This is a genomic window from Spirosoma panaciterrae DSM 21099 (assembly GCF_000374025.1).
In the GTDB taxonomy this organism is placed as follows: Bacteria; Bacteroidota; Bacteroidia; order Cytophagales; family Spirosomataceae; genus Spirosoma; species Spirosoma panaciterrae.
This window is the reverse complement of record NZ_KB893179.1, coordinates 165206-190606: the sequence shown is the minus strand read 5'-3', so window position 1 is coordinate 190606 and position 25401 is coordinate 165206. Positions and strand designations below refer to the sequence as shown.

Sequence of the window (25401 nt, the reverse complement as noted above, 5' to 3'; positions counted from 1 at the left end):
CCAGATCAGCGGTTTTAAATAATTGATGAAAATATTATTTACTCACTTTCTGCAAATACTGGTTTGCTTCCTTTTTATAAAACAGATTATAATTGGGTGTAACGGAGCGTAAAACCTCTACTTGTTTCGATTTATTCTGCAAATTGGTTGTATCGAAAAAGGCAGGTGTACTACGTTTTGCTGACTTTGCTGCCTCTGCCTGACGTTTGGGATCTTCTTCCTGCTGCTTCAGCGCTTTTTCAGATTCAAGCAAACGGACCATAATTTCCTGTTGACGATTGATTAAATTTTGGTTGACTCGCTTGTTGACAAGGTCAGTTTCTGACTCATCCATTTTCTCCATCAACTCCTTAATCTGTTTTTCCTGTTGTTTACCGGCCTCCGTTCCTTTTGCGTTTTCTTCAAGTTTCTTCAACATTTGGCGGATCATGGCCTGTTCAGCAGCCATTTGAGAGAGTTCTTCAGATAGGCCCCTACCCGATTTTCCTCCCTTTTGCAGTTTCTCCATTTTTCCATTTAATTGCTGTTGCATCTCACCAAGTCCACTAGGATTCTGGCCTTTTTTTCCACCTTTACCCTTTCCTGGCATGGCCATAGCGTTCATCTGCTGTTGCATATTTTTTAATACATCACTCAGCATAAGGGCCAGATTATTGATCGATGTCATGGCAAATTGTTGTTTAGACGAAGCCATGCTAAGTCGACGTTCACGTAATTGCTGAACGCTTTCATCCATGTACCCTTTCATATTTGTTAGCTCACGCGTTACAAATGATTGGATTTGTACTACACGACTGGCTAATGCATTTAAACTGTCTTCTATAATTTTAGCATCATCCTGAAGCTTTAATTGTTCCTGAGAAAGTTTTGTGACACGGGGATCCTGCAAGCTCATTCCTCGGAAATCTTTCATAACCCGCTCCTGTCCAAACGAAAGCGTAATCAGGTTGTCCAGGATATTTCGAAGGTCATCCATGTTCTCCTGCATCTCCTGCATTTCAGCCGATTGCATGGATTCTTTCATCGATTTACTCATAGCCCGCATCGATTTTGCTGATTTTTGCTGTTTTGAAGCAGCCTGTTTGCCTTGATTACTTTTCATGTCTTTTGAGGCATCTTCCATGTCTTTCTCAATCTCCTGCTGTTCTTTTTCAGAAGATTCGGGCTTGTTTAAATCTTCTTTCTCGGCCTGTTTCTCCAGCTCTTTTAGCTGCTCCTGAGTCTTTTTGAAATCCTCCTGCGACTTCTCCTGTTGCTTTTGCTGGTCTTCAGAAGTCTCATTTTTCTTAGCATTTTCCTGCGCTTGTTTTTCGAGATTCTCGGCTTGCTTCTCCAAATTTTCGGCAATATTGTTTACCTTCTGTTCAAGCTGCATTTGTTTGAAAAGCTTCAAGGCGCGGTCAAGATCACGCTCCATATTTCGCTCCTTGCGGCTTAACTTGTCAAGTAAATCCGATGCCTTTTCATCCTGCTTACGTTCTAACAATTGTTTTAATTGCTCATATAACTGCTTGGATTCTGGGTCAAGCAATTCATTGAAAAGTTTCTGAAGCTGCTCCAGTTTATCCTGCATAGCCTGATTTTGCTGAGCAAACCGTTGTTGAGTATCGTTCGTTTTTTGGAACTGCTCCTGAAGTTTTTGAATCTCTTTCAGAAGCTCTTCTCGTTTTTGCAGGACATCTTGTAATTGTTTTTTGTCCTGAAAATCTGAGGATTTTTTAGTTCGCATCCGATCCTCCATCTGGTTCAATTCGTTCTTGATGGCCTGCGTTTTGCTGAGAGCATTGTCAATTTGTTGCTCTGTTTTCTCTGCCGACTTATCTACCTGCTTCTGAATTTCGGCATTTGATGGGACAACAAAATTGAGTTGATTTGACCGACTTGATTTAGGTCCATTCACTCCGTCGTTATCCCATACCTGAACATAGTATTCCAGGCGATCTTCCTGACCGAGTTTAAGACTATCAAGCGACCAGTTATACACGAAGTTTTGGGAAGTAGTTGAATGATTGACAGGTATATCTTTGAAGTAAAGCGGAGAAGACTGATTCCCACGAACGATCTTGTAATTAAGTTTCAACTTTGAAAATCCATAATCATCAGAGACCAAACCTGAGAGAGCTATATAATTATAGGTGACAGTATCCTGGATACGGTCTACAGAAATTTGCGGATAGCGGTCTGGTATAACCTGAACATTATATTGAATGGTTGAAGGAGAAGCTACTTGTCCGTTTTTTAGAGAAACCGTGTATACCGCATTTTGCATCAATCGCCGATTCAAAACAAATGTATTATCATCCACAAGGCGAGCTGGGGTTGGTTTTGAATCTGTGTTGAAACGAAGTAAAAGGGAGTCTGTATGATCGGATGCAAATTCCCAGTTGACAACAGTACCCTGAGGAACCAAAAGATTCCCTACATTAGACAGTTGCTCAGTAGGCTTGTTGAGATAACCAGGATAGTCGAGACGTACGTTAAATGACAATACTGCGGGTCGGTCGATTAACGAAATTTTATAGGCTGGTGAATTAAACCCAGCCGCTTCGAGATGGAAATCCAGATCTCGCTGTAGATTATCGAAATTATACGTAAACTTATCTCCCGACTGGTCGAGCTTAAATCGAGTGCCATTGGCTACCACATAAACTGCTTGTGGAAGTGCACTTCCAGTAAGTTTCACAGTTAGCGGAAAGTCTTCATTTCGGAAGGCCTTCATCGATTTATTCTGTATCAAAAACTGGAAGGGAGCTTCTTCAACAAAGTCTTTATTATAATTAACCAGGCGCGTTGATGACTTGGTGAAGAATGAAGGATTTATCACTAAAATCATCAGAATCAAAGCGAGAGGGGGAATCGCGTATTTTAAAAACTGACGATTTTTACTGATCTCAATTGCATTGGCAAAGCGGTTTATCAACAACTGTTGAGAACGTTGATTCAAGCTTGCTTGCAGTAAATCACTTTGGTCAGAAGATATGCGTTGAAGCTGAAGCGTATTCAATAACTTATCCCCTACTTCTGGAAAAAACGTACCAATCTGTCGAGCGGCTTCATCGTTTGACAATGGTTTATTGAGGCCATACAGACTCATCAAAGGTCGGACGATCAACAAATACAACCCGGCAAATGCAGTCAGTAAAAAACTGAAAAACAGAATAGCCCTACCTGTTGAACTGAATCGGCCGATAAATTCGGCTGTATTCACTAGCAGATAGCCACTACCAATGAGGGCGATAAAAAACAAGCTCCCCTTTACCAACTGATTTTGGAAGTAGCGTTTCTTATACTCATCAATGCGTTGCAGCAAGGTCATGTAGGCGGCTGATGATTGCATAAAAAATTCAGGTTGAGCAGTTAAACAAATAAGGTTTCGAAATAGTGAATTACATGATGCTTCAGGAAATTTTCCTGACTCAATAAATCTCCATGTGGTATCGGTTTGTCCAGTTTCCACTGGGGCCAGTTATCTTGGTCGTATCCCTCCAGCGAATAATAACCCGACAGACTTAATACGCGACAGACAGCAATGTGCATTAAGTCTTGCTTTGCTTCCTTTGAAAAACGTTTTGGTCCTGTCCCTAACTCCTGCACGCCTATCAAAAATAGAACAGCATTAAGATCGGCAGGTCGTTTACCTACCATCACTCCCAATTGGTCAAGTAACTTTTCCCACTCTTTATCTATACTTTTTTCCTGGTTGGCGTCCATAGGAATATTCTTCTCTCTAAATTACAATGTTTTACAATTATTTAACGATGGAGGACCATGTTTCGCTTTATTCGGCCCGTACTAAATGACTTTATTGATCTACTATTTCCACAACTCTGTTTAGGGTGCAATAAGTCGCTGGAATTCAGTGAAAAAGTGTTGTGTACAGCTTGTCGATTAAATCTTCCCGAAACGGCACAGCATCATGAACCTTATGACCAAAATCTCCTCAATAAGTTTGCCGGAAAAGTGCCTATTCAGTTTTTAGTTTCCTACTTGTATTTTAATAAAGGAGGTATTGTACAAAAATTAATTCATGGGATTAAGTACAAGGGGTTTAAAGAAGCAGCAAAAGAGATAGCCAGTTGGTATGGAAATCAACTGAAAGTTGAATCCACTCTAGTTGAAGGTATAGACGTAATTATAGGTGTTCCGTTGCATAAGAGCCGCTTTCGGCAACGTGGGTATAACCAGGCAGATTGGATAGCTGATGGCTTGGCTGAGTCATTAGGAATTCCATTTCGCACAGATGTTCTTATCCGTCAGCAGTTCATGGCCTCTCAAACGCATAAAAATCGCCTTGAGCGCTGGGAAAATGTAAAAACGGTATTTGCTGTGTCGAACCGAAATGCGATCAAAGGAAAGCATGTTTTGGTGGTTGATGATGTGCTTACTACCGGAGCTACTCTGGAAGCCTGTGCTCATGAACTTTTAAGTGCCGGATGTGTAGCTGTAAGTGTTCTGACCTTGGCTACGGCAGGTAGATAACACTTCATTTTCTGAAAAAAGCAACTAAAAAAACGGTCATCCATTTCTGAATGACCGTTTTTGCTGGTATTGAAAAAAATCTATTTGTTTCGACCAACGCCAATCATGGCGCATCGGAAACCAATCATGGCCGTAGCTGAATCCTGATCCAGGAATCGTCGCGTACCCGGTGATAACCAGTAGGCTACATCATTCCAAGAGCCTCCCTTATAAACCCGTAATTTATCATCGATCAACGATTGTTTATTCTTTGTGTCGTAGTTTTTGGCATCATCGACATAGCCATTCCGACGCACAGGGTTCAGGTCGTTAACATCCTGATACGATAGCGGGCGATACACGTCCATTACCCACTCATTCACATTACCCGCCATATTGTACAGACCGAAGTCGTTGGCAGGATATGCATAAATTTCTGCCGTGATAATGGCTCCGTCATTCGAGCGTCCGGCAATACCCGCATAGTCACCACGACCCCGTTTAAAGTTTGCCAGCATTTGGCCTTGTTTCCGGCCTTTTTTCGGATTACGAACCGAAGAACCATCCCAGGGATAAATCCGCTGATTAATTTGATTCTCGTCCATGTATTGCGTGCCAATCAGGGCCTTAGCAGCATATTCCCATTCTGCTTCAGTTGGAAGACGATAATCAGGCAGAATTGTTCCACTTTCCAGGCTTGGTTTTGCTGGCGCGGTTGAGGTCGCTTCGGCTAGAGCGGCATCGTCAGCTTTTTTAGATTTACGTTTTAAAGAAAAACCTCCCCCCTTCTGCTTGACACTGCCTTTCGCTAGTTCATTATTTACTGCATTCGACCGCCAAATCGCGTAGTCGTTTGCCTGCACCCACGATACTCCCACCACTGGATAATAACGGAAGGCTGGATAACGCAAATACTGCGTTACGTATGAATCATTAAAAGACAAAGGATTCGACCAAACAGTGGTGTCTGGTAAAGCTGCTTTAACGACTTCCTCCGAGGAATCTCGCGAAATTGCGTTTAAGTATTCAAGGTAGTGAACGTTGGCCATTTCCGTTTCGTCCATGTAGAACGATTGAATCGACACTGTACGCTCGCGGTTATCCCGGGTATTCATCACATCCTCTTCGAGTGCCCCCATCGTAAACCGACCCCCTTCAATAAAGACCAGGTTAGGTCCGGCCTTTTGGCCTGCAAATTTCTTTACCTGAAAACCATCTTTCTGATTGTAAGCAATTCCCGTCGCCGTACTCTTCTTACCGGGTTGCACACTGGTCGGGTGCTTGGGCTTACAGGACGCCAGGGCTGCCGTTGCCAGCAGCACATAAGCCGCTCGTTGCAGGTGATACTTTTGAATCATTGCTCTATTTGTGTAAAAAACGTAGGTGCAAAAATAAGATAAAAGCTGTAAGACATTCGTTTTAAGACGCTTGAGTGCCAATTAGGGTTGTATTTTTCTCAAGAATCTTACTACTCATGTTATTTAATTGGTCATTGCGCCTAAAATCTCATCCAACTGCTCAACCGAGAATACATCAGTATGGGTAAAAATCGGCCTTCCTTTCGACTCCTTTAAGGAACATTTAGCAGGGTTTCGCTTTATGTACTCAATTACCTTGCCAAATTGGTCGGAACGAAAGAAGTCATCATTCCCGTTAGAAACGAAGTACCCTTTCAGGATATTATTCTTAATCGTCAGTTTTTCAAGGTATAATTGCTCTGCTTTCCAGCGAACATTAACCATTTTAATCAGATTTTTGACTTCTTCCGGCATCGGCCCGAACCGATCGATAATTTCCTGTCTGAATGCCTGTAGTTCTTCGTTGTTCTGAAGGCTATCCAGGCGTGTATATAACGCTAGGCGCTCCGAGATATTTGACACATAACGCTCTGGTATAACCACTTGTAAATCCGTTTCAATGACCGTATCGGGTAATGAAAGTTTCAATTCACCGGGCTTCGTTTCAAACAAGTCTTTGAACTCATTTTCACGTAATTCCTGAATGGCTTCATCCAATACTTTGTGATACATTTCGAAGCCAAGGTCATTGACAAATCCACTTTGTTCGGCACCTAGCAAATTCCCTGCACCTCGAATATCAAGATCACGCATGGCAATTTTAAACCCTTCTCCCAGGTCAGAAAAATCTTCCAATGTCTGGAGTCGTTTCCGGGCATCGGCTGTCAGGACTGAGGGTGGTGGAGTTAGGAGATAGCAGAACGCCTTACGGTTCGACCGGCCTACCCTACCCCGCATCTGATGCAAATCTGACAAACCAAAGTAGTGGGCATTGTTGATCAGAATCGTATTCGCGTTTGGAATGTCTAACCCTGATTCGATGATATTGGTTGACACCAGTACATCATAATCTCCTTCAATAAATCGAGTCATAATTCGCTCCAGGCGATCGCCTTCCATTTGTCCATGGGCTACACCAATGCGGGCTTCAGGTACCAGCCGCATAATCAGATTGCCAATGGATTCAATATCGTTTACTCGATTGTGAACGAAGAAAACTTGCCCTCCGCGTCGAAGCTCATAGCTGACTGCATCCCGAATGACGGCTTCATTATACGGATGAACTTCTGTTGTTACAGGCTGGCGATTGGGGGGCGGGGTTGCTATAACCGATAAGTCGCGAGCACCCATCAGTGAGAAATGAAGCGTTCGCGGAATAGGCGTTGCGGTTAGGGTCAATACATCGACCTCTACCCGCATTTCTTTCAATCGATCTTTTGTTTTGACCCCAAACTTTTGTTCTTCATCAATAATCAACAGGCCTAAGTCCTTGAATTTGATGTCTTTATTAACAATTCGATGGGTACCTATCAGAATGCCAATTTCGCCGGAAGCCACGCCTTTAACAATCTCTTTTACCTGACTAGCCGAACGGAACCGATTGATATAATCGATTTTGACAGGAAAATCGGCCATCCGCTCTGAAAAGGTTTTAAAGTGTTGCATGGCTAGAATCGTAGTCGGAACCAGTACAGCTACCTGTTTATTATCCGAAACGGCTTTAAATGCAGCCCGAATAGCCACCTCAGTTTTACCGAACCCAACATCACCACAAATCAGTCGATCCATAGGGTGCGGGCGTTCCATGTCGTTTTTTATATCGTTAGTCGCTTTTGCCTGATCAGGGGTATCTTCATACAGGAATGACGATTCAAGTTCTGCCTGTAGGAAGCTATCACGGCTATAAGCGTAGCCAGGTGCTGTCCGACGTTTTGCATATAATGCAATCAACTCGCGGGCAATATCTTTAACCTGTTTGCGAATTCGCGATTTTTTCTGTTCCCACTCCTGCGAGCCCAATTTACTCATTACAGGTGGCCCACCTTCCTTACCGCTGTATTTGGCAATCTTATGCAGGCTATGGATGCTCACCAGCAAAACATCGTTGTCGCGATAGATCAATCGTATAGCTTCCTGCTCATTACCAGCATGGTCTACTTTTTCTAAACCGGCAAATCGACCAATGCCATGATCGACGTGGGTGACATAATCTCCGGGTTGCAGAGTTTTTAATTCACGTAGTGTAAGCGCTTTTGATTTTGAGAACTTATCCTGAACCCGATACTTATAATAGCGATCAAAGATCTGGTGATCGGTAAAGCAGGCAATTTTCAGAATATCGTCAATGTAACCCTCCCGTAACCCAATATTCATGGGCTGGAATTTTACAAAAGGATCCAATTCTTCGAAAATTGTTCGCAAACGGTCCAATTGCTTGAACGATTCTGCTGCAATGATGTTGGTAAACCCTTTTGCCTGATTATCGGCTAACGTATCAATTAATCGTCTGAAGTCTTTGTTAAACGATGGTTGAGGTTTTGACGTATACTGCTGGCGACCTTCTGTTTTGAAATAAAACTTCCGGCCGAATTCCACGGTGCGAAACCTTTTTAATTCATTCAGAAACGATCGACGGGTCTCAAATAACTCATTTGGTCCCGAAACTACCTGAATACCACCGCTACTCGCCAATACGGAGGCAAAGCTCTGCTCCGCTTTTTCGTAACTGTTTTCAATAATATCCAGTGTAAACTCAATATCCTTGGCCCAAACGGTAGTATCTGCGGGTAAAAAGTTGAAAAAGGGTTCCCGTGTCTCCTCGATCAGCTTTGTCTGAATGTTCGGGATGATGTTTATAAAATCGACTGGATCGGTTGAAAGCTGCGATTCTGGGTTAAATTTTCGAATGCTTTCTACCTCGTCATCAAACAAGTCGATTCGATATGGAAATTCGCTGGCAAACGAGAACACATCTATAATGCCACCGCGCACAGAAAACTGGCCAGCTTCGTAGACAAAATCTGTTTTTTCAAATTCATAGGTTTGCAGAAGCTCTGCCACAAAGTGCGTATCCAGTTTTTCGCCCACCCGAATTGTTAATGTATTGGCCTGCAGTGAGCGCTTGTTGATTACTTTCTCCGACAGTGCTTCTGGATATGCAATCAGGATCACCCCTCCTTTTGGAGCCGGGTTTAGCCTGTTCAAGACTTCTGCCCGCATCAGTACATTGGCATTCTCAATTTCCTCATACTGATAGGGTTTTTTATACGACATCGGGAATAGTAAAACTTCCCGACTCAGCAGATTCTGAAGGTCGTTGAAAAAGTAAGCTGCCTCATCGCGGTCGGTTAAAATGAACAGGTGGTTACCACCTACTAGTTTATAGATTGCTGAAGCTAAGATAGCATCCAGACTTCCCGCCAGACCTTTGATTTGAAGTCGTTGCGGTTCGTCGGTTTGTTTGCGGCTGAAGGGTTCTGCCAGCAATTTAATGAAACTATCGTCGGTGTAAAGTCCGAGTAATTCGTCTGGTTTCAAGCGAATGCAGGTTGTATGTCAAACACGAAAAGCCGCTGGAAGAAATATTCCGGCGGCATAGTTAGGTAACAGTAGGTTCGGGAAATTTGTTGCGTATCGGCTCTATTTCAATTTGGATATTTCCAAGTAGTCGATGCCTTCCTGATCCAGTAGTTTTCGAATGCGATCGCTCTCTTCAAAGACTAGAATTATTTCCTTTTTGTCATCCAGTTCGTCTTCTGTCCACTTCCAATCTTCGGCCGTCGCATCCAGCATACTCAACACATTTTTGAGCTTTACTGGATCTCTTTCTTTACTGATTAGGTCGGCCGTATTGGTGAAGTATAGAATGATTCGATCATCTTCCAGCCAGCGTAAATCATTCAGAGCGTCGTTCAAATCATCGAGTGAAAATCCGAAGTCTGGAATCTCTAATAGATCGGCCAGCTCTTCATAAAACTGTCGGAGTGTTGTCGCTTTTTTTCCATCGACATGAGCAATGAAATCATCAGCAAATCGAGACTCAAGCTCCTTTTCGGATTGACTAATCAGGACATTCGGTGTCATGACTTTTTACAAAATAGGGGTGTTTGGAAAAGTGATAATTGTTTCACGTGAAACTTGATTATCAATAACTTGTAAGTATATGTAACCACTTTTTGCCTGGTTACTTACGTGTTTTTAGTAAAATGCTAAAGAAAAAATGCAATTTCCATGCCAATAAAAAACCCTTCAATTAGAAGGGTTTTTCAAGCCAATTAGTTCAGTGAGAAAAGTGGTATTCGGGCCGCGACCATGTTATGGAACATCAACTCAGTAATAATTGGAGTCATGTATTTTATGAGCGGAAACTCTGAGATTGACTCCAACACTTCGAGTTCAGAATCGGCTTTAAAAATGCACCAGAGTTTTTGCCGGTCGATCGAAAGCGAGTACGACAGAAGGAATCCTTTTTCCATGAGTTCCTCAACTTTGAGCCGCTGTGCAGGTATCCGATTCTGGAAACCTTCATCCATCACAGGCGGAAGATCAAACTCTACCATATATTGGCTCATAGGCAACAGGTGTTAAGTACCAACCGGAAGTTCTTCTCCGGCTATAAGCAAATTAACGATCTTTAACTCATCTTCGTTAATTGTATGCGGGAAATTTGTATATAATTTAGTTGTAACCTTTGCCCCCATCTTCCGAAAAACAGCGTCAGACTCCAATACTCTTTCTTTTGGGATGTGTGAATCAGTATCACTACAACCCAAAAAAATCGGAGTATTCGACAGTGAGCCCTCATACGCTCTGGGGGTTTCAGGTGGGCCAATCAGGCCACCACTTAATCCGAAAACACCACCGTAGTCAGAAGCGTTCCGAGCCACAAATTCAAGTGCCAAACAAGCACCCTGCGAAAAACCTAACCAGTAAATCTGCGTCGGTTTAAAATTAAAATCAGCTTGCAATCGAGCGCGTACGCTGGCCAGTACGTCAAGAGCAGAGGTGAGGTAGGGCTCATTGGCTTCAATAGGGCTCAAGAACGAATAAGGATACCACGTGTTACCCTGAGCTTCGGGAGCAATAAACGCAAAATCTTTATCCTGAATATACTGGGAAAGCGAAAGGATATCACGAGCTGAGCCGCCCCGACCGTGAACCATGATCATTACTTTTGAGGCTTCTTCAAGAGGAACACCAGCCGTGCGAATATTATTAGGATTGTGTAGCATTGTAAGATTTGTTAAGCGTTTAGGGTGAATCGATTCAGATTAATTGTGCTTAACCTGAATCGGTTCACCCTAAACTGTAAACAATTACCGGACAATAATCTCGGGTAATTCGGTTATGAGTTTTGCCCGACGAGCCTCGTATTGAGGAGGCAGTTTAAGCCCAGTACCTAATTCCGAAACAGGTTCATCAACCGCAAATCCAGGAGGATTAGTGGCCACTTCAAATAGAATACCACCAGGCTCGCGGAAATAAATACTGTGAAAATAATTCCGATCCTGAACGGGTGTTACATGATAACCAGCCTCGGCCAATTGTTGTTGAATGATTAACTGCGTTTCATCAGAATCGGTTGAGAAGGCAACGTGGTGTACAGAACCCGCTCCCTGTAAAGCATGAACGTCTTTCGGCGAATGTAAAACATCTACATAGTTTCCGGGGCCACCATCGCCTGCTTTAAACCGGAACCTCCCCTCCTCCTCTCCAACCAGTGTATGTTGCATCAGGTCAGTTAATAACGAAATGGTCCGATCGGTTCGCAATTCATTCAGCGTGACGGTGTAAAAACCTCGAATAGCAAACTCTGCCGGAATTCGGCCATTATCCCAACCTGGCCGTTTATCGTCGTCGGTAAAGACCAGTTCGATCCCCATACCGTCGAAATCTTCGAACCTGATATAGGTTTCAGAGAATCGTCTGTACGGACCAGCGTAAGGAATGTTCCGTTCATGTAGCCGATCCATCCAGAAACTTAACGAAGCAGTGGGCGCAGAGAAAGCTGTATATGTTAATTGGCCTACGCCCTTACGCCCGCGAGGAATTCCGCCATAGGGAAAGAACGTCAATATGGTGCCGGGTGAACCCGTTTCATTGCCATAATACAAGTGATACACATCGGGGGCATCGAAGTTGACGGTTTTTTTGACCAGACGAAGCCCCAGGATATCTGTATAATAATCGACATTACGTTGGGTGTCGCCAGCTAGGGTCGTTACGTGGTGAAGGCCATTGATGAGCGTTTCCATAATCCTGAAAATGGAGTTAAAGGGTGAAATTAGTTTTTGTTAATTTAATTGTATCGACATTTAATGTATATACAATTAAATACTATAAATCGTTCAAAAAAAAATGTCCAGATAAACTACCTGGACATTCAAGAGGAAATAAGCAATGTTATTCATGTAAGAAGGGGTAATCCTTCTGCATGTAAACATCTTTGAAGGCTTCTTCTGCGGGTGGGTATGGAGAGTCTTCAGCAAATTTGACCGATTCATCCACAATGCCCTTTATCTTCTGATCAATAGCAGCTAGCTCTTCTTCAGTGGCCAGGCCCTTCTCTAAAATCGCTGCTTTAACCTGTTCGATTGGGTCACGTTGCTTGTATTCTTCGACCTCATCTTTTGAACGATATTTCTGAGGGTCAGACATGGAGTGCCCCCGATAGCGGTACGTGCGGAACTCCAGGAAAGTTGGTCCTTCGCCAGCACGAGCACGCTCAGCCGCACGGCTAACGGCTTCATGAACGGCTTCAACGCTCATAGCATCCACTGGCTCAGCAGGCATATCGTAAGCTTCTGCAAGGGTGTAAAGCTCCGTAACGTTCGATGTACGCGCTACGGAAGTGCCCATCGCATACCCATTATTTTCAACGACGAAAATGACGGGGATTTTCCAGAGCATAGCCATGTTGAACGCTTCGTGCAAAGCACCCTGCCGAACGGCACCATCGCCCATGAAGGTGATACAAAGGTTTTTGGTCTTGTTATATTTTTCGGCGAAACCAATACCGGCACCCATTGGGATTTGCGCACCAACGATGCCATGTCCGCCCATAAAATTGACCGACTTGTCGAAGATGTGCATCGAACCGCCTTTCCCTTTCGACGAGCCGGTTTGCTTGGCGAATAACTCGGCCATGACTGCTTTAGGGTCGGAGCCCAGCGCGAGTGGGATACCGTGGTCACGGTAAGCAGTTATCCATTTGTCATCTTTGGTCAATGCTGAGTAAGAGCCGGAAGAGCAGGCTTCCTGACCAATGTAAAGATGACAGAAGCCCCGAATTTTTTGTTGACCGTAGAGTTGCCCGGCTTTCTCCTCGAACTTCCGTTGCAACTGCATCGACTCATACCAGTACATATACCGCTCTTTCGGATGCTGCATTTTTGCGGCTGCCGGAGCCTGACCATTTTTGTTGGGTTTCCCTTCCGAGGGTTTCTCTTTGACGCTTGCCATGAGGAGTATGTTCGATAAAATCGACAATCGCCGGCGATTGGTAATGTCAATTATCCAGACGATGTCAACAGAATAGAGAGTCTGTTTCTACAACAAACCGACTGTATCTTTGTTGCCAATATCAAATTGCTCGATCAAACAAGCAATTGACTGCCGCGAAATTACGCATTATCGCGTTATGCGCTACATCTATGTACCTCGAAAAACTGAGCCTGACCAATTTTAAAAATTACGAAGACGCCCGATACTCATTTGGGAAACAGGTAAATGTGATTGTAGGGCCTAACGGAAGCGGTAAGACCAATTTACTTGATGCCGTTTATTTTCTGGCGCTGAGCAAAAGTGCGTTTCAGAATCAGGATGCATTTAGTATTCTGCACGATGCAGATTATTTTATGCTGGATGGCATTTTCGAGGAACACGAGTACAGTAACCATCCGGCTCGGGTGCAAATCACAATCAGCGTGCAGAGAGGGCAGCGCAAAGTGCTGATGGCCGATAAAAAGCCATATGAACGCTTCAGTGAGCACATCGGCCGTTTCCCGGTTGTGCTGATCGCTCCGAATGACACCGATCTGGTACGCGAGCATAGCGAAGAACGACGGCAGTTTTTTGATGGGGTTCTTTCGCAGATGGATGCTGAATACTTACAGAATTATTTGATGTACCAGCAGATTCTGAAACAACGGAATAGCCTTCTCAAACTGTTTGCTGACCGAAACCAGGTCGACAACGACATGCTGGATACTTACGATTATCCGCTGCTGGATCTGGGTCAGAAAATCCATGACCGCCGAAAAAAGTTTGTCGAGGAATTTATGCCCGGCTTTCGTGAGCACTATGCCTACCTGAGCGATGGTCGGGAAGAAGTCTTCATCGTGTACGAATCGGAAGTGAGCAATCCGGGTTTCGCAGAGGAGTTTCGCCATTTTCGTCGACGCGATACGGTTTTACAGCGAACCACAATGGGTGTTCATAAAGACGATTATGTATTTCTGATTGATAATGGGAGCGGGCAGCAGGTACCTCTGAAAAAATTTGGGTCGCAGGGGCAGCAGAAAACCTTCGTGATTGCCCTGAAGCTGGCCCAGTTTGATTCACTCGAAGCCGAAAAGGGTGTTAAGCCCATTCTATTGCTGGATGACATCTTTGACAAGCTGGACGACCGACGCATCAGCAAACTGATTCAGCAGATGGATGAGGGGGCATTTGGTCAGATCTTCATTACAGACGCCCGACCGGAGCGCACACGTGAGCTGCTCAACACCGTACAGGCCGATGTACGGTTCTTCGAGATTGGCCAGTAATAAGTAGTAGCCAGGTCAGCGAAAAAGTCATAAAAAGGGAACTACCTCAGTAGCTTAATAGCCAATATTTTGTAAGCTGATAGGCTTGTATCGGCATTGGTTTGTCTGGACCAAGCCAAATTCATCGGGAGTTTCGGTCGTTTCACTCCGCATTTTAGGCCGTTCATCATATAACACAAACATAATTCGGAAACTGCGAACTATATTTGAGTTTCCGAAGTTCATCTGGCAAAAGTTCTATTTTTTTAATGAAACAAAGGATTCTGGCAGAGGCTGAACGACTATTCTGGCGGTACGGTATTCGGTCCGTAACGATGGAAGATATAGCAAAACAACTAGGGATTTCTAAAAAGACAATCTACCAACATTTTACGGATAAAGAACAGATTTTATCGGAAGTTATCCAGGACAAATTCGGTAGAGATCATAAAGCAATGGCGTGCGTAGCCGTAGAGGCAGAAAATCCAGTGGCTGAGATTATGCACGTATTGGCGATGATTCAAAAAAACGCGGACCAGGTTAGCCCTAACCTGCTGATCGATATGAAACGGCACTATCCTCAGGCATTTGCCCTATTCAAGCAATATAAAGAAGGTGAAGTGCTTCGGTCTATTCTTGAAAATATCCAAAAAGGTATTGAACAAGGCCTATACAGGGCTGACTTAAATCCGGGTATTTTGGCCCGTCTACGCGTTGAGCAGATCGAGTTAGCTTTCAACAACGATATATTCCCGTCCGATCAGTATACCATGCAACAAATACAGTATGAACTCATGCATCACTTCATACGAGGGATGCTGACCGAGCAAGGCTTCACCATTTATAATCAGTATGTTAATCAGTACAATCATGAGGTTCACTAATATAAAAATAGCTATAGCGATCTGGCTGCTCACGCTGGTGGGGACCCGAACGTCGATAGCCCAGACAAAGCAGGAGTTTTCGCTGAATGAGGCCATTCAGTTTGCCATTCAAAACAATATTAATATTAAGAATGCGGGTCTGGATGCACTCAGCTCCGAGGCACGCATTCAGGAAGTTCGTGGCGTAGCGTTGCCGCAGGTAAGCGTTGCAGGATCTCTTTCTGACAACCTGATTATTCAGCGGGTTTTCTTACCCGCTCAATTCGCGAATCCGAATGCTCCTGCCGATGCTCCTCCAATTGCCGTTCAATTTGGAGTAAACTATTCGAGCAATTTGACAGGTACCCTCAATCAACTCCTGTTCGATGCGTCGTATCGACTAGGGTTGAAAGCGGCTGAAACGTATCGGCAACTGGCACAAAAGAACATTACGGCTTCGAAAATTACCGTGGCTGAGCAGGTGGCCAAAGCATATTATGGTGTGTTGGTCAATGAGCAGCAAATAAAACTGCTTGACCTGAATATTGCTCGCGTCGATACACTATATCAGAATACGCTGGGGTTGAATAAGCAAGGTTTTGCCGAAAAGATTGATGTGAGCAGACTCGAAGTACAGGTAAATAACCTGAAAGCTGAGAGGCAGAACGTTAAAAACCTGGTCGATCTAAGCTACTACCTGCTTAAATTCCAAATGGGCTTGGGGATTAATGATAATATCACCTTGACCGAACAAATTCAGGACATCGACCTGGATGCATTGGATCGTGAAAACCTGAAGGCGGCTGCCGAATTCGATTATAACCAACGCATCGAGTTCTCAACACTCCAATCACAGATTCAGCTAGCCGATTTGGATTTGCAGAACATTTCCAAGCTGTACTATCCCCGGCTAACGGCGTTTATAAACTATGGCTACAATACAGGTCGTAATAATTTTGGTGATTTATTCGTGTCGCCCTGGTTTAACTCATCCATAGTAGGTATTAACCTATCGGTTCCCGTATTCGATGGATTTCAGAAGAAGTACCAGGCCCAACAGAAGCGATTTACGTTACAAAAAACGCAGAACAGCGCTCAACTTCTGAAAAATACGATTGACTTGCAGATTCGGCAGGCGAGCATCACGCTGGGCAATAGTCTGCAAACCTTACGTACACAGAAACGGAACGTTGAACTGGCACAGGAAGTAGCCCGGGTTGCAAAAATCAAGTATCAGGAAGGCGTCGGATCAAACATTGAAGTGCTGGATGCCGAAAACTCATACCGCCAGGCGCAAACAAACTACTTCGCTTCGCTCTACAACTTCCTGCAAACCAAAGTCGATGCCGACAAAGCCAGCGGCAAACTTTACGCTGGAAATTAAGGGAATTAAGTCCCGAATTTGAAATAAGCTATTAAAACGTTACTAGTCAAAATGAAACCATACTACATCATTGCTCTTGTGAGTCTTTTAGCTGCCTGCTCACAGGAAAAAAAATCTGACCTGCAAAGCAAACGTGCGGAACTCGATGAGTTGAAGTCGCAGCAAACCGAACTAACGGCCAAGATAAAATCGCTGGAGTCTGAACTGGCCAAACTGGAGCCTAAAAAGGCGGAAGAAACACGGGTTAAAGAAGTGGCTGTGTCGCCAATAGCTGCCAGCACGTTTCGGCACTTCGTAGAATTGCAGGGAACAATTGATGCTAAAAACAACGTACAGGTTTCGCCCAAATCGGGTGGAGTTGTTACGGCTGTCTATGTAAAAGAAGGTGATTATGTCAAAGCCGGACAGGCCATTGCCAAAGTCGACGATCAGCTTTTACGTGAGTCTATTGCTGAACTTAAAACCCAACTGACGCTTGCCAATACCATGTACGAAAAGCAGGCAAACCTCTGGAAGCAGCAGATTGGCACCGAAATGCAGTATCTACAGGCCAAAACGAACAAGGAATCACTCGAACGCCGTCTATCGACGCTGAACGCACAGTTGAGCCAATCTACGGTTACGTCTCCAATTTCGGGAGTGGTCGATCAGGTGGCCGTAAAAATTGGTCAGTCGGCCATGCCGGGTGTTGGACTGGTTCGGGTGGTCAACCTGTCGCAGTTGAAGGCAGTAGCTAAAGTTTCGGATACCTATTCGGGTAGCGTTCGGAAAGGTGACCCCGTTCAGATTGACTTCCCGGATCTGGACAAAAAGCTGAATTCGACCATCTCGTTTGTTGCAACGACGGTTGATCCGGCCACGCGAACCTTTACCATCGAGGCTCCCCTACCCTCCGACAACGCCTTGAAACCCAACATGCTGGCACGTATCAAAATCAATGATAAAACGCAGGCCAAAGCGATCGTAATCAATCAAAACCTGATTCAGGATACCGAAAAAGGTCAATTGGTGTATGTAGCAGTCGATGAGGGCGGTAAAAAAGTGGCGAAAGCAAAAACGGTAAAAACGGGCCAGTCGTACGGTGGTCAGATTGAGGTGACGCAAGGGTTACAGGCGGGCGATCAGATCGTTACGGCTGGGTATCAGGATTTGGTTGATGGACAACAAATCAGTTTTTAGTTTGTAGAGACATCCTGCCTGGTGTCTCTACGAATGACTAACGAACTCTTATTATGAAATTTGAACAGTATAAAACCCTCGGATTTACCAACTGGTGCGTTGAGAACCGGACGGCTATTTACATTTTCACCTTCCTGATTACGCTGGGTGGGCTGTTTGTGTACAATAATATGCCGAAGGAGCAATTCCCGGACATTAAAGTGCCTCAGGTCTACATCAATACCGTGTATGTAGGGACGGCTCCCGCCGATATTGAAAATACAATTAACAAACAGATCGAGAAGCAGTTAAAGTCCATTTCGGGCGTAAAACGGATCAAATCCAATGCCTTGCAGGATGTGTCGGTTATCCTGGTTGAATTTAACCCGGATGTCGAATCCTCGGTTGCGCTGCAACGAGTTCGGGATGCTATTGATAAAGCGAAGCCCGACTTACCGAAAGAACTGGATTCGGGACCAACTGCGCAGGACGTTGACTTTTCGGAAATGCCGATCATGAACCTCAACATGGCTGGTAACTTCTCGCTCAAGCAACTGAAAGAGTATGCCGAAGATTTGCAGGATGTGATCGAGGGAATGCCCGAAATCCGTCGTGTCGATATTGTTGGGGCACTGACCCGCGAAATTCAGATCAATGTCGATTTGCCTCGGATGCAATCGGCTGGCCTGGCATTTACCGATATTCAGCAGGCCATTCAGGGCGAAAACATCAACGTGTCGGGTGGTGAACTTAACGTAGATGGGGTTCGTCGGACGGTACGGGTGAAAGGTGAATTTACCGATGTAGCCCAGATTCAGAACCTACAGATTCGGACCGCAACCGGTGCAACGGTTCGCCTGGGCGATATTGCTCAAGTGCGGGACAATTTTGAAGAACAACAGGATTTTGCCCGGCTCGACAACAAATCGGTTGTAACCCTGAACGTGATCAAACGGGCAGGTGCCAACCTGATTTCGGCTGCCGACCGGATCGAAAAAACGATTGAGGAATACAAGGAAACTCGTTTTCCAGAAGGATTGGACGTGAAAATTACGGCCGATCAGTCGGAACGTACGCGCGAAAGTGTGAATGACCTGGTGAACACCGTTGTATTGGGCTTCATCTTTGTCGTACTCGTTCTGATGTTCTTCATGGGCGTACGGGATGCCATTTTCGTCGGCTTATCGGTACCACTTTCGGCCCTGGTAGCTTTTGTATTGATGCCGGTTTTAGGGCCTGTAGTCGGTACCTCGTTTACGCTCAACATCATGGTACTGTTCGCGTTCCTGCTCGGTCTGGGTCTGGTGGTCGATGACGCCATTGTGGTTATTGAGAATGCACACCGACTTTTTAATGATCATAAAGACTGGAACATCCGGCAGGCTGTAAAAGCCGCAGCAGGTGAGGTGTTCGTACCTGTATTGTCGGGTACGCTGACGACCATTGCCCCCTTCTTCCCACTGCTATTCTGGCCAGGAATTGTGGGTGAGTTCATGAAGTTTCTGCCCCTGACACTTATTCTGACTCTGTTTGCTTCGTTGTTTGTCGCTTACGTGATCAATCCGGTATTTGCCGTAACGTTCATGAAACGCCACGAAGACGATCATCACGAGGATAAACAGGGTTTCCAGGAAATAAAGCGCCCTCTGATCATAATGACCGTTCTGGCGGGAATTGGGTACGTAATTGATCGGGGTATTGGTAACCTGTTTGTGTTGCTGATTATCCTGTACACCTTCAACCATTACGTACTGACGCCGAAATTGATCGTTCCATTCCAGGAGAATTTGCTTCCGAAACTGAAAAACGGCTATCGTTCGTTGATCTCCTGGATATTGACGGGCTGGCGTCCTGTGTTTGCCATTATCGGTACGTTCGGTCTGCTCATTCTGACCTTTATTATTGTCGGAATTGCCAAACCAAAAGTACTTTTCTTTCCCAGTGGCGAACCCGATTACATCTACGTATATAATGTGATGCCGGTAGGGACAGACGCTCGCGTGACCGATTCAGTAACGAAAGTGATTGAAAAGCGGGTGTTTAAAATTCTGAAGGATAACAACGCGACGGATATTGTCAACTCGGTAATCTCGAACGTGGGCAAAAACGCGGGTGATCCGATGAACCCCGACCGCTCGGCCACTCCCCAAAAATCGAAAGTTACGGTTGCCTTCAAACCTAATACGGAACGAAATGGTATTTCGACCGACTCGCTGCTGAACAAAGTTCGACTAGCCATGCGCGGTTTGCCGGGGAGTGAAATCTCGGTTGAGCGGGAATCGAACGGCCCACCAACGGGTAAGCCAATCGCCATCGAAATAGCGGGTGAGGAATTCAGTGAAATGAAAAAACTGGAAAACCTGGTTAAGCAGAAAATTGCTCAGGCCGGTATCCAGGGTATCGACCAGTTGAAATCCGATCTGATTACCAATAAGCCCGAAATCGTTATCGACATCGACCGGGAGAAGGCCGAACGCGAAGGTATTTCGTCAGGACAGGTTGCGCTGGCCATTCGGACGGCTTTGTTTGGAACCGAGGTGTCGAAATTTCGGGATGCGAAAGATGAATACCCCATCATGGTGCGTCTGAAACCCGACGACCGTAGCCAGATCGATCGACTGCTAAGTCTAAACGTAGTTTATCGTGATATGGTGATGGGCGGTCAGCTTCGTCAGGTGCCGATTACATCGATTGCCAACATCAGCTACTCGACGACGTTTAGCCAGATTAACCGGAAAAATCAGGAGCGGCTTATCACGTTGAGTTCCGATGTGGTGCCAGGCTATAATGCCAACCAGATTGTGGCGCAAATTCAGGAAGTTGTCAAGGAGATCGATGTGCCTAATGGCTACACCGTAAAAATGGGTGGTGAGCAGGAAGACCAGCAGGAGTCGATGAACTTCCTGGTATCGGCCTTCGGTATTGCCATGATGCTCATTTACCTGATTATGGCTACCCAGTTCAACTCGGTCGTGAAGCCAATGATTATCTTCGTAACCATTCTGTTCTCGCTGATTGGTGTGCTGCTTGGCTTCGTCGTGTTCAACAAGGAGTTCTCCATTATCATGTCGGGAGTTGGTATTATTGCGCTGGCCGGTATCGTGGTGAAAAACGGGATTCTGCTGATTGAATTCATCGAAGAGCTACGTGGGCGAGGTATTCCGCTACGCGAAGCCATAATTGAAGCGGGTGGTATCCGTCTGACGCCGGTATTGCTGACCGCTTCGGCAGCCGTACTTGGTCTTATTCCGCTGGCCTTTGGGATTACAGTCGATTTTGTGAGCTTGTTCCGGGATTTCGATCCTCACATGGTCATTGGCGGTGATAGCGCTGTATTCTGGAACATTCTGGCCTGGACCATCATCTTCGGACTGACATTCTCAACTACTCTGACACTGGTCGTTGTACCGTGTATGTACTGGGTCAATGAGCGTATTCGGATGAAATGGTTCGGTAAAAAAGATCCAGCTTTAGAGCCTGTAGAAGAGCCTGAAGAAGAATTAGTGTAACGATTAAATAAGTAGGTAACAATGTCAACGGGTTTTACTCGTTGACATTGTTTTTTTAGATGCTGGCCCAATGATACGAACCCTGCTTTATTTTGGAAAATACCTGCCAATTCTGACCCTGACGGGTAGCCTAATCGTTGCCTGTTCAGGCAAAAAGGACGAGGCTGAAACCGCTATAAGCGCACCGACTTACCGATTGATTCCGGCGAAAAAAGTACTGTTCAATTCATTTGTCGACTGCAATATGGCAGAAGCCTGGGTGGGCGACACCTTCCGAATTTTTCCGGGTAAGTATGGCGAAGATCCACTGTGGGGTGATGCCCGCGATTTGAAATTTGCCGATGGTCACCATGCTGAGGAAGCGTTCGCCAGCAAAGCAGCGGATTTTCATGAGCCAATAATGCCCCCAAATGTTCCGGTAAACACGCCCGGATTGCACGGTGCCGTTTGGTTTGAGACCGTGTATCAGGATGCAAAAGACCAGTCGGGCCGAACGTTGTATGCCGTTTATCATAACGAAAACTACCCCGCTACCCTACCTTATAATCCAACAACGGGTGAAGGCTATAGAAATGAAAAATGGCCGCAGGGTATAACGGGGCCGACATCGCCAGCCGCCGTTTGCCGAATTGGTATCATGAAATCGACAAATGGTGGTAAATCGTGGGAAAACAAGGGCATATTTATTGAAGACCTGCAACCCCGAATGATTCTGAAGCCGCACAACACCTCGAAGACATTTGCCGGGGGTGTCGGTGATCCATCGGCTGTGGCTAGTGGCGACTATCTGTACCTTTTCTATGGCGAATATGGGTATCCGGGTCAGTACGACGAAAAAAACTATGATCCTCGAACCGAGTGGAGTGGTCAGTGTATAAGTGTTGCCCGGATCCGACTAAGTGATCTGGATAGTCCGGTTGGAAAAGCTCGTCGGTGGGATGGTAAAGGCTTTAATGCGCCCTACACCGGTGTAGGCGCTCCGGTTTCTTCCTTGCAGATTCCGATGGATGCGGAAGGTGGCCCCGCTTCTGCACCAGCAGCGGGGTTCCACTGGGGGCCATCGGTTAGCTGGAATACCTATCTGAATAGCTGGGTCATGCTTATGGCCAGGTCAACCGGACCGTCGTGGGCAGGGAGCAGCATCTATATTTCGTTCAATTCCCATAAAGATTTGGGTGATGCGCTTCAATCGCAGGAGTGGACAAAGCCGAAGTTATTGCTCGATAAGCCGGGTTTTTTTCTGTGGTATCCCTCCCTCCAACCCATGAACACACCCGAAGACATCACGAATAAACACACCTGTTTGCGATTAGGAAAGCGTGCCCGATTGTTCGTTAAAAACATTAAACCTGAAAAAAGTGAGTACATGTCGGAGCATATCATTGAATTTGAGAAAGTTGAGTAAGTCAACTCGCCTAGTCAGATAAACTTTACGAATGCTCATTCCGTTAGCCATCTATTAGCCCCTTTCTTCATGAATCGTACGGCCCTTTTGTTTATACTTCCCGCTATTCTTCTGCTCATCGACTGGTATGTATTCCAGGCCGTGAAGACCCTAAGCCGAACCGCCACCGAGGGCACTCAGCGTATTGTAACGCTCGTCTTCTGGGGTTTTACGGCTCTAACGTTGGTGCTCTATGTCGCTATGCAGTTGATACCCCCCGATTCCATTAGCCGAAACACCCGCACTTTTCTCTGGGCGGCCATTGCTATCCCCTACTTTTCGAAGATTTTCGCTATACTCATTATTTTCATTGATGACTTAGGGCGTTTCTTTCGGTGGATCGTATCGCTTTTCTACAAACCCGAAGTTCGGGAAGCCGTGGTGGATTCGGCTCAAAAGACAATTCCTGACAACGTAAACGGAATACCTAAAGACGCCATCTCCAGATCTGACTTTCTGATGAAAACAGCGTTGGTAGTCGGCACTGTACCGCTGGTTGGTTTTACCTGGGGAATCTTGTCGGGTGCCCATGATTACCGGATTCGCCGGGTTAAACTTCCATTAAAAAACCTGCCATCTGGTTTTCACGGAATGACCATCGCCCAGATTTCGGATATTCATTCGGGTAGTTTTTTCAATAAAACGGCCGTTCGGGGCGGGGTGGAGATGCTACTGAATCAAAAACCAGATATGGTGTTTTTTACGGGCGATCTGGTAAATAGTCATGCCGAAGAAGTGAATAGCTATATTGATGTGTTCGATAAAGTGAAAGCACCTATGGGGGTTTATTCGACCCTGGGTAACCATGATTACGGCAAATATGTACAGTGGCCGAGTGCTCAGGCCGAACGGCAAAATGTGATGAACGTAGTAGCGGCTCACAAGCAGATGGGCTGGAACATCATGATGGATGAGCACAAGATTCTGGAACAGAACGGCGATAAAATTGCGCTGATTGGCGTTCAGAACCTTGGCTTCGGTCCGGCGGCCTTACGCGCTGGTAATCTGGCAAAAGCGTATCAGGGCACAGCCGACTATCCGGTTAAGTTACTCCTCTCCCACGACCCTACGCACTGGGACGCAGAAGTACGGCCCAAATACTCCGACATCGACGTTACGTTCAGCGGTCATACACATGGAGCACAATTCGGAGTTGAGGTTGGAGATGTACGCTGGAGTCCGGCCCAGTATTTTTATCGTCAGTGGGCTGGCTTATATCAGGAAGGCGATCAGCGGCTGTACGTCAATCGGGGCTACGGCTATATCGGCTATCCCGGCCGGGTGGGTATTTTGCCCGAAATTACCATTTTCGAATTGGTAAAAGCCTGATCAGCGAATAGGCAAATAGGAATCATCGGGCTGAACCTGGTTCAGCATGATCGAAGTAAAACAACAATTGGGTAAATTGTAGGCCAAAAGTTTACAGTTTACCCAATTGTTGTTTTAACCAACCGCCTAATCAACGCGTTACACTAACCAATTAACCATCAAACGCACATGAAAATTATCTTTATTACCGGGCTTTCTTTCTTTATGTCCTTGTTTTCCTACCTCACACCCGTGCAGGAAAAGGAGCAGAAAACGATTCCGCTTTGCCATAATACGGATTCTACAACCCCGAACGAAATGGCATTGATGGCAGCTGATCCTGCCTTCCAGAATCTCCATGCCAACCCACTACCATTTACATACACGGGCGCTGGTGAGATGATCAAATTCTCGACTCCCGATGGACAATCGGCCAATGGGTTTTTCCTAAAATCGAAAAAAGCATCGAATAAGTGGCTGCTGGTTTATCAGGAGTGGTGGGGATTGAACGATAACATCAAACAACAGGCCGAAGCATTCTACAACGATCTGAAAGATGTGAACGTGCTGGCAGTTGATATGTATGACGGCAAAGTAGCTACCGAACGGGCCGAAGCTGGAAAACTGATGAGTTCGGCCAGCAAAGAACGGCTGACGAGCATTCAGCAGGGAGCCATCGCCTATGCAGGTCCGAAGGCTGAATTTGGTAGCGTAGGCTGGTGTTTTGGAGGAATGCTTTCGCTGCAATCGGCATTAATGGAAGGGCAGAAGGCGAAAGGTTGCGTAATGTACTATGGCCGTCCGGAGCAGGATGTAGAAAAACTGAAGACACTGAAAACCGATGTATTGGGTATTTTTGGTAGCCGTGATAAGGGCATTACGCCTGAGTCGGTAAAGCAGTTTGAAGAAAATATGCAGAAAGCTGGCAAAAAAGTGACGATCAAGATGTACGATGCCGACCACGGCTTTGCCAATCCAAGCAACCCAATTTATGATAAAGAAGCGGCTGCCGATGCTTACAAACTGGCCCTGGCCTATCTGAAAGACAAATTAAAAGCTTAGTACACAAAGCGTGTTTTCGAACAGGATTTACGAGCCTGAAACTCGCTTTGTGTACTGAGGTTTCTAAAAGCCTGACTATCTGATGGTCAGGCTTTTTAATTAAACTTTAACACATTTTATTCTGTTTACATTAAACGGAGCAGCGGTTCATCAGTCTAACTGACAAACCG

General features: G+C 45.4%; 18 protein-coding genes. 9 read left to right on the top strand and 9 right to left on the bottom strand.

The features are described 5' to 3' along the window. Positions 1–34: 34 nt before the first annotated feature. Positions 35–3337 (bottom strand): DUF4175 family protein, encoded by a 3303-nt coding sequence (locus B153_RS0111090; protein WP_026262065.1) that lies wholly within the window; start codon positions 3335–3337, stop codon positions 35–37. 20 nt (positions 3338–3357) lie between these two features. Beyond that, positions 3358–3711 carry a hypothetical protein gene (locus tag B153_RS0111085; RefSeq protein WP_020596776.1) on the bottom strand — a complete coding sequence of 118 codons (354 nt, stop codon included), beginning with the start codon at positions 3709–3711 and terminating at the stop codon, positions 3358–3360. 57 nt (positions 3712–3768) lie between these two features. On the opposite strand from B153_RS0111085, the gene B153_RS0111080 reads away from it, so the two are divergent. Next, the gene (locus B153_RS0111080) at positions 3769–4479 is read left to right on the top strand and encodes a ComF family protein (protein ID WP_020596775.1); all 711 of its coding nucleotides are present in this window, start codon (positions 3769–3771) and stop codon (positions 4477–4479) included. An 80-nt stretch (positions 4480–4559) separates the two neighbouring features. On the opposite strand, the gene gldJ is transcribed toward B153_RS0111080, so the two are convergent. The 7 genes from gldJ to pdhA all read right to left on the bottom strand — a co-directional run bounded on the left by gldJ (position 4560) and on the right by pdhA (position 13217). Then, entirely contained in the window at positions 4560–5816 is a 1257-nt protein-coding gene (gene gldJ, locus B153_RS0111075) for a gliding motility lipoprotein GldJ (protein WP_020596774.1), read from the bottom strand. A 123-nt stretch (positions 5817–5939) separates the two neighbouring features. Beyond that, positions 5940–9293, bottom strand: coding sequence for a transcription-repair coupling factor (mfd, locus tag B153_RS0111070; protein WP_020596773.1), 3354 nt, complete (start codon positions 9291–9293; stop codon positions 5940–5942). A 102-nt stretch (positions 9294–9395) separates the two neighbouring features. Then, positions 9396–9839, bottom strand: coding sequence for a barstar family protein (locus B153_RS0111065; protein ID WP_020596772.1), 444 nt, complete (start codon positions 9837–9839; stop codon positions 9396–9398). A 191-nt stretch (positions 9840–10030) separates the two neighbouring features. Continuing rightward, positions 10031–10327, bottom strand: a complete 297-nt coding sequence (locus B153_RS0111060; RefSeq protein ID WP_020596771.1) for a muconolactone Delta-isomerase family protein — start codon at positions 10325–10327, stop codon at positions 10031–10033. 12 nt (positions 10328–10339) lie between these two features. Further along, positions 10340–10987, bottom strand: a complete 648-nt coding sequence (locus B153_RS0111055) for an alpha/beta hydrolase (RefSeq protein ID WP_020596770.1) — start codon at positions 10985–10987, stop codon at positions 10340–10342. 84 nt (positions 10988–11071) lie between these two features. Further along, positions 11072–12010 (bottom strand): ring-cleaving dioxygenase, encoded by a 939-nt coding sequence (locus B153_RS0111050; RefSeq protein WP_020596769.1) that lies wholly within the window; start codon positions 12008–12010, stop codon positions 11072–11074. Positions 12011–12158: 148 nt separating this feature from the next. Further along, entirely contained in the window at positions 12159–13217 is a 1059-nt protein-coding gene (gene pdhA / locus B153_RS0111045; protein WP_020596768.1) for a pyruvate dehydrogenase (acetyl-transferring) E1 component subunit alpha, read from the bottom strand. A 191-nt stretch (positions 13218–13408) separates the two neighbouring features. Between pdhA and recF the strand changes: the two genes are divergently transcribed. From recF to B153_RS0111000, 8 genes are all read left to right on the top strand, one after another. Continuing rightward, positions 13409–14524 (top strand): DNA replication/repair protein RecF, encoded by a 1116-nt coding sequence (recF, locus tag B153_RS0111040; RefSeq protein WP_020596767.1) that lies wholly within the window; start codon positions 13409–13411, stop codon positions 14522–14524. 248 nt (positions 14525–14772) lie between these two features. After that, a complete protein-coding gene (locus B153_RS0111030) occupies positions 14773–15387 on the top strand; it encodes a TetR/AcrR family transcriptional regulator (protein WP_020596765.1) in 615 nt (204 codons plus the stop codon). Further along, the gene (locus B153_RS0111025) at positions 15374–16750 is read left to right on the top strand and encodes a TolC family protein (RefSeq protein WP_020596764.1); all 1377 of its coding nucleotides are present in this window, start codon (positions 15374–15376) and stop codon (positions 16748–16750) included. The genes B153_RS0111030 and B153_RS0111025 overlap by 14 nt, the downstream gene beginning before the upstream one ends. 51 nt (positions 16751–16801) lie before the next feature. Beyond that, positions 16802–17929: an efflux RND transporter periplasmic adaptor subunit gene (locus B153_RS0111020; protein ID WP_020596763.1), complete on the top strand. Its 1128-nt coding sequence runs from the start codon at positions 16802–16804 to the stop codon at positions 17927–17929. A 53-nt stretch (positions 17930–17982) separates the two neighbouring features. Next, positions 17983–21417 (top strand): efflux RND transporter permease subunit, encoded by a 3435-nt coding sequence (locus B153_RS0111015; protein WP_020596762.1) that lies wholly within the window; start codon positions 17983–17985, stop codon positions 21415–21417. A 70-nt stretch (positions 21418–21487) separates the two neighbouring features. After that, positions 21488–22822, top strand: coding sequence for a hypothetical protein (locus tag B153_RS0111010; RefSeq protein WP_020596761.1), 1335 nt, complete (start codon positions 21488–21490; stop codon positions 22820–22822). A gap of 69 nt (positions 22823–22891) precedes the next feature. Beyond that, a complete protein-coding gene (locus B153_RS0111005; protein ID WP_020596760.1) occupies positions 22892–24190 on the top strand; it encodes a metallophosphoesterase in 1299 nt (432 codons plus the stop codon). A gap of 168 nt (positions 24191–24358) precedes the next feature. Further along, positions 24359–25231, top strand: coding sequence for a dienelactone hydrolase family protein (locus tag B153_RS0111000; RefSeq protein WP_020596759.1), 873 nt, complete (start codon positions 24359–24361; stop codon positions 25229–25231). Positions 25232–25401: the final 170 nt, after the last annotated feature.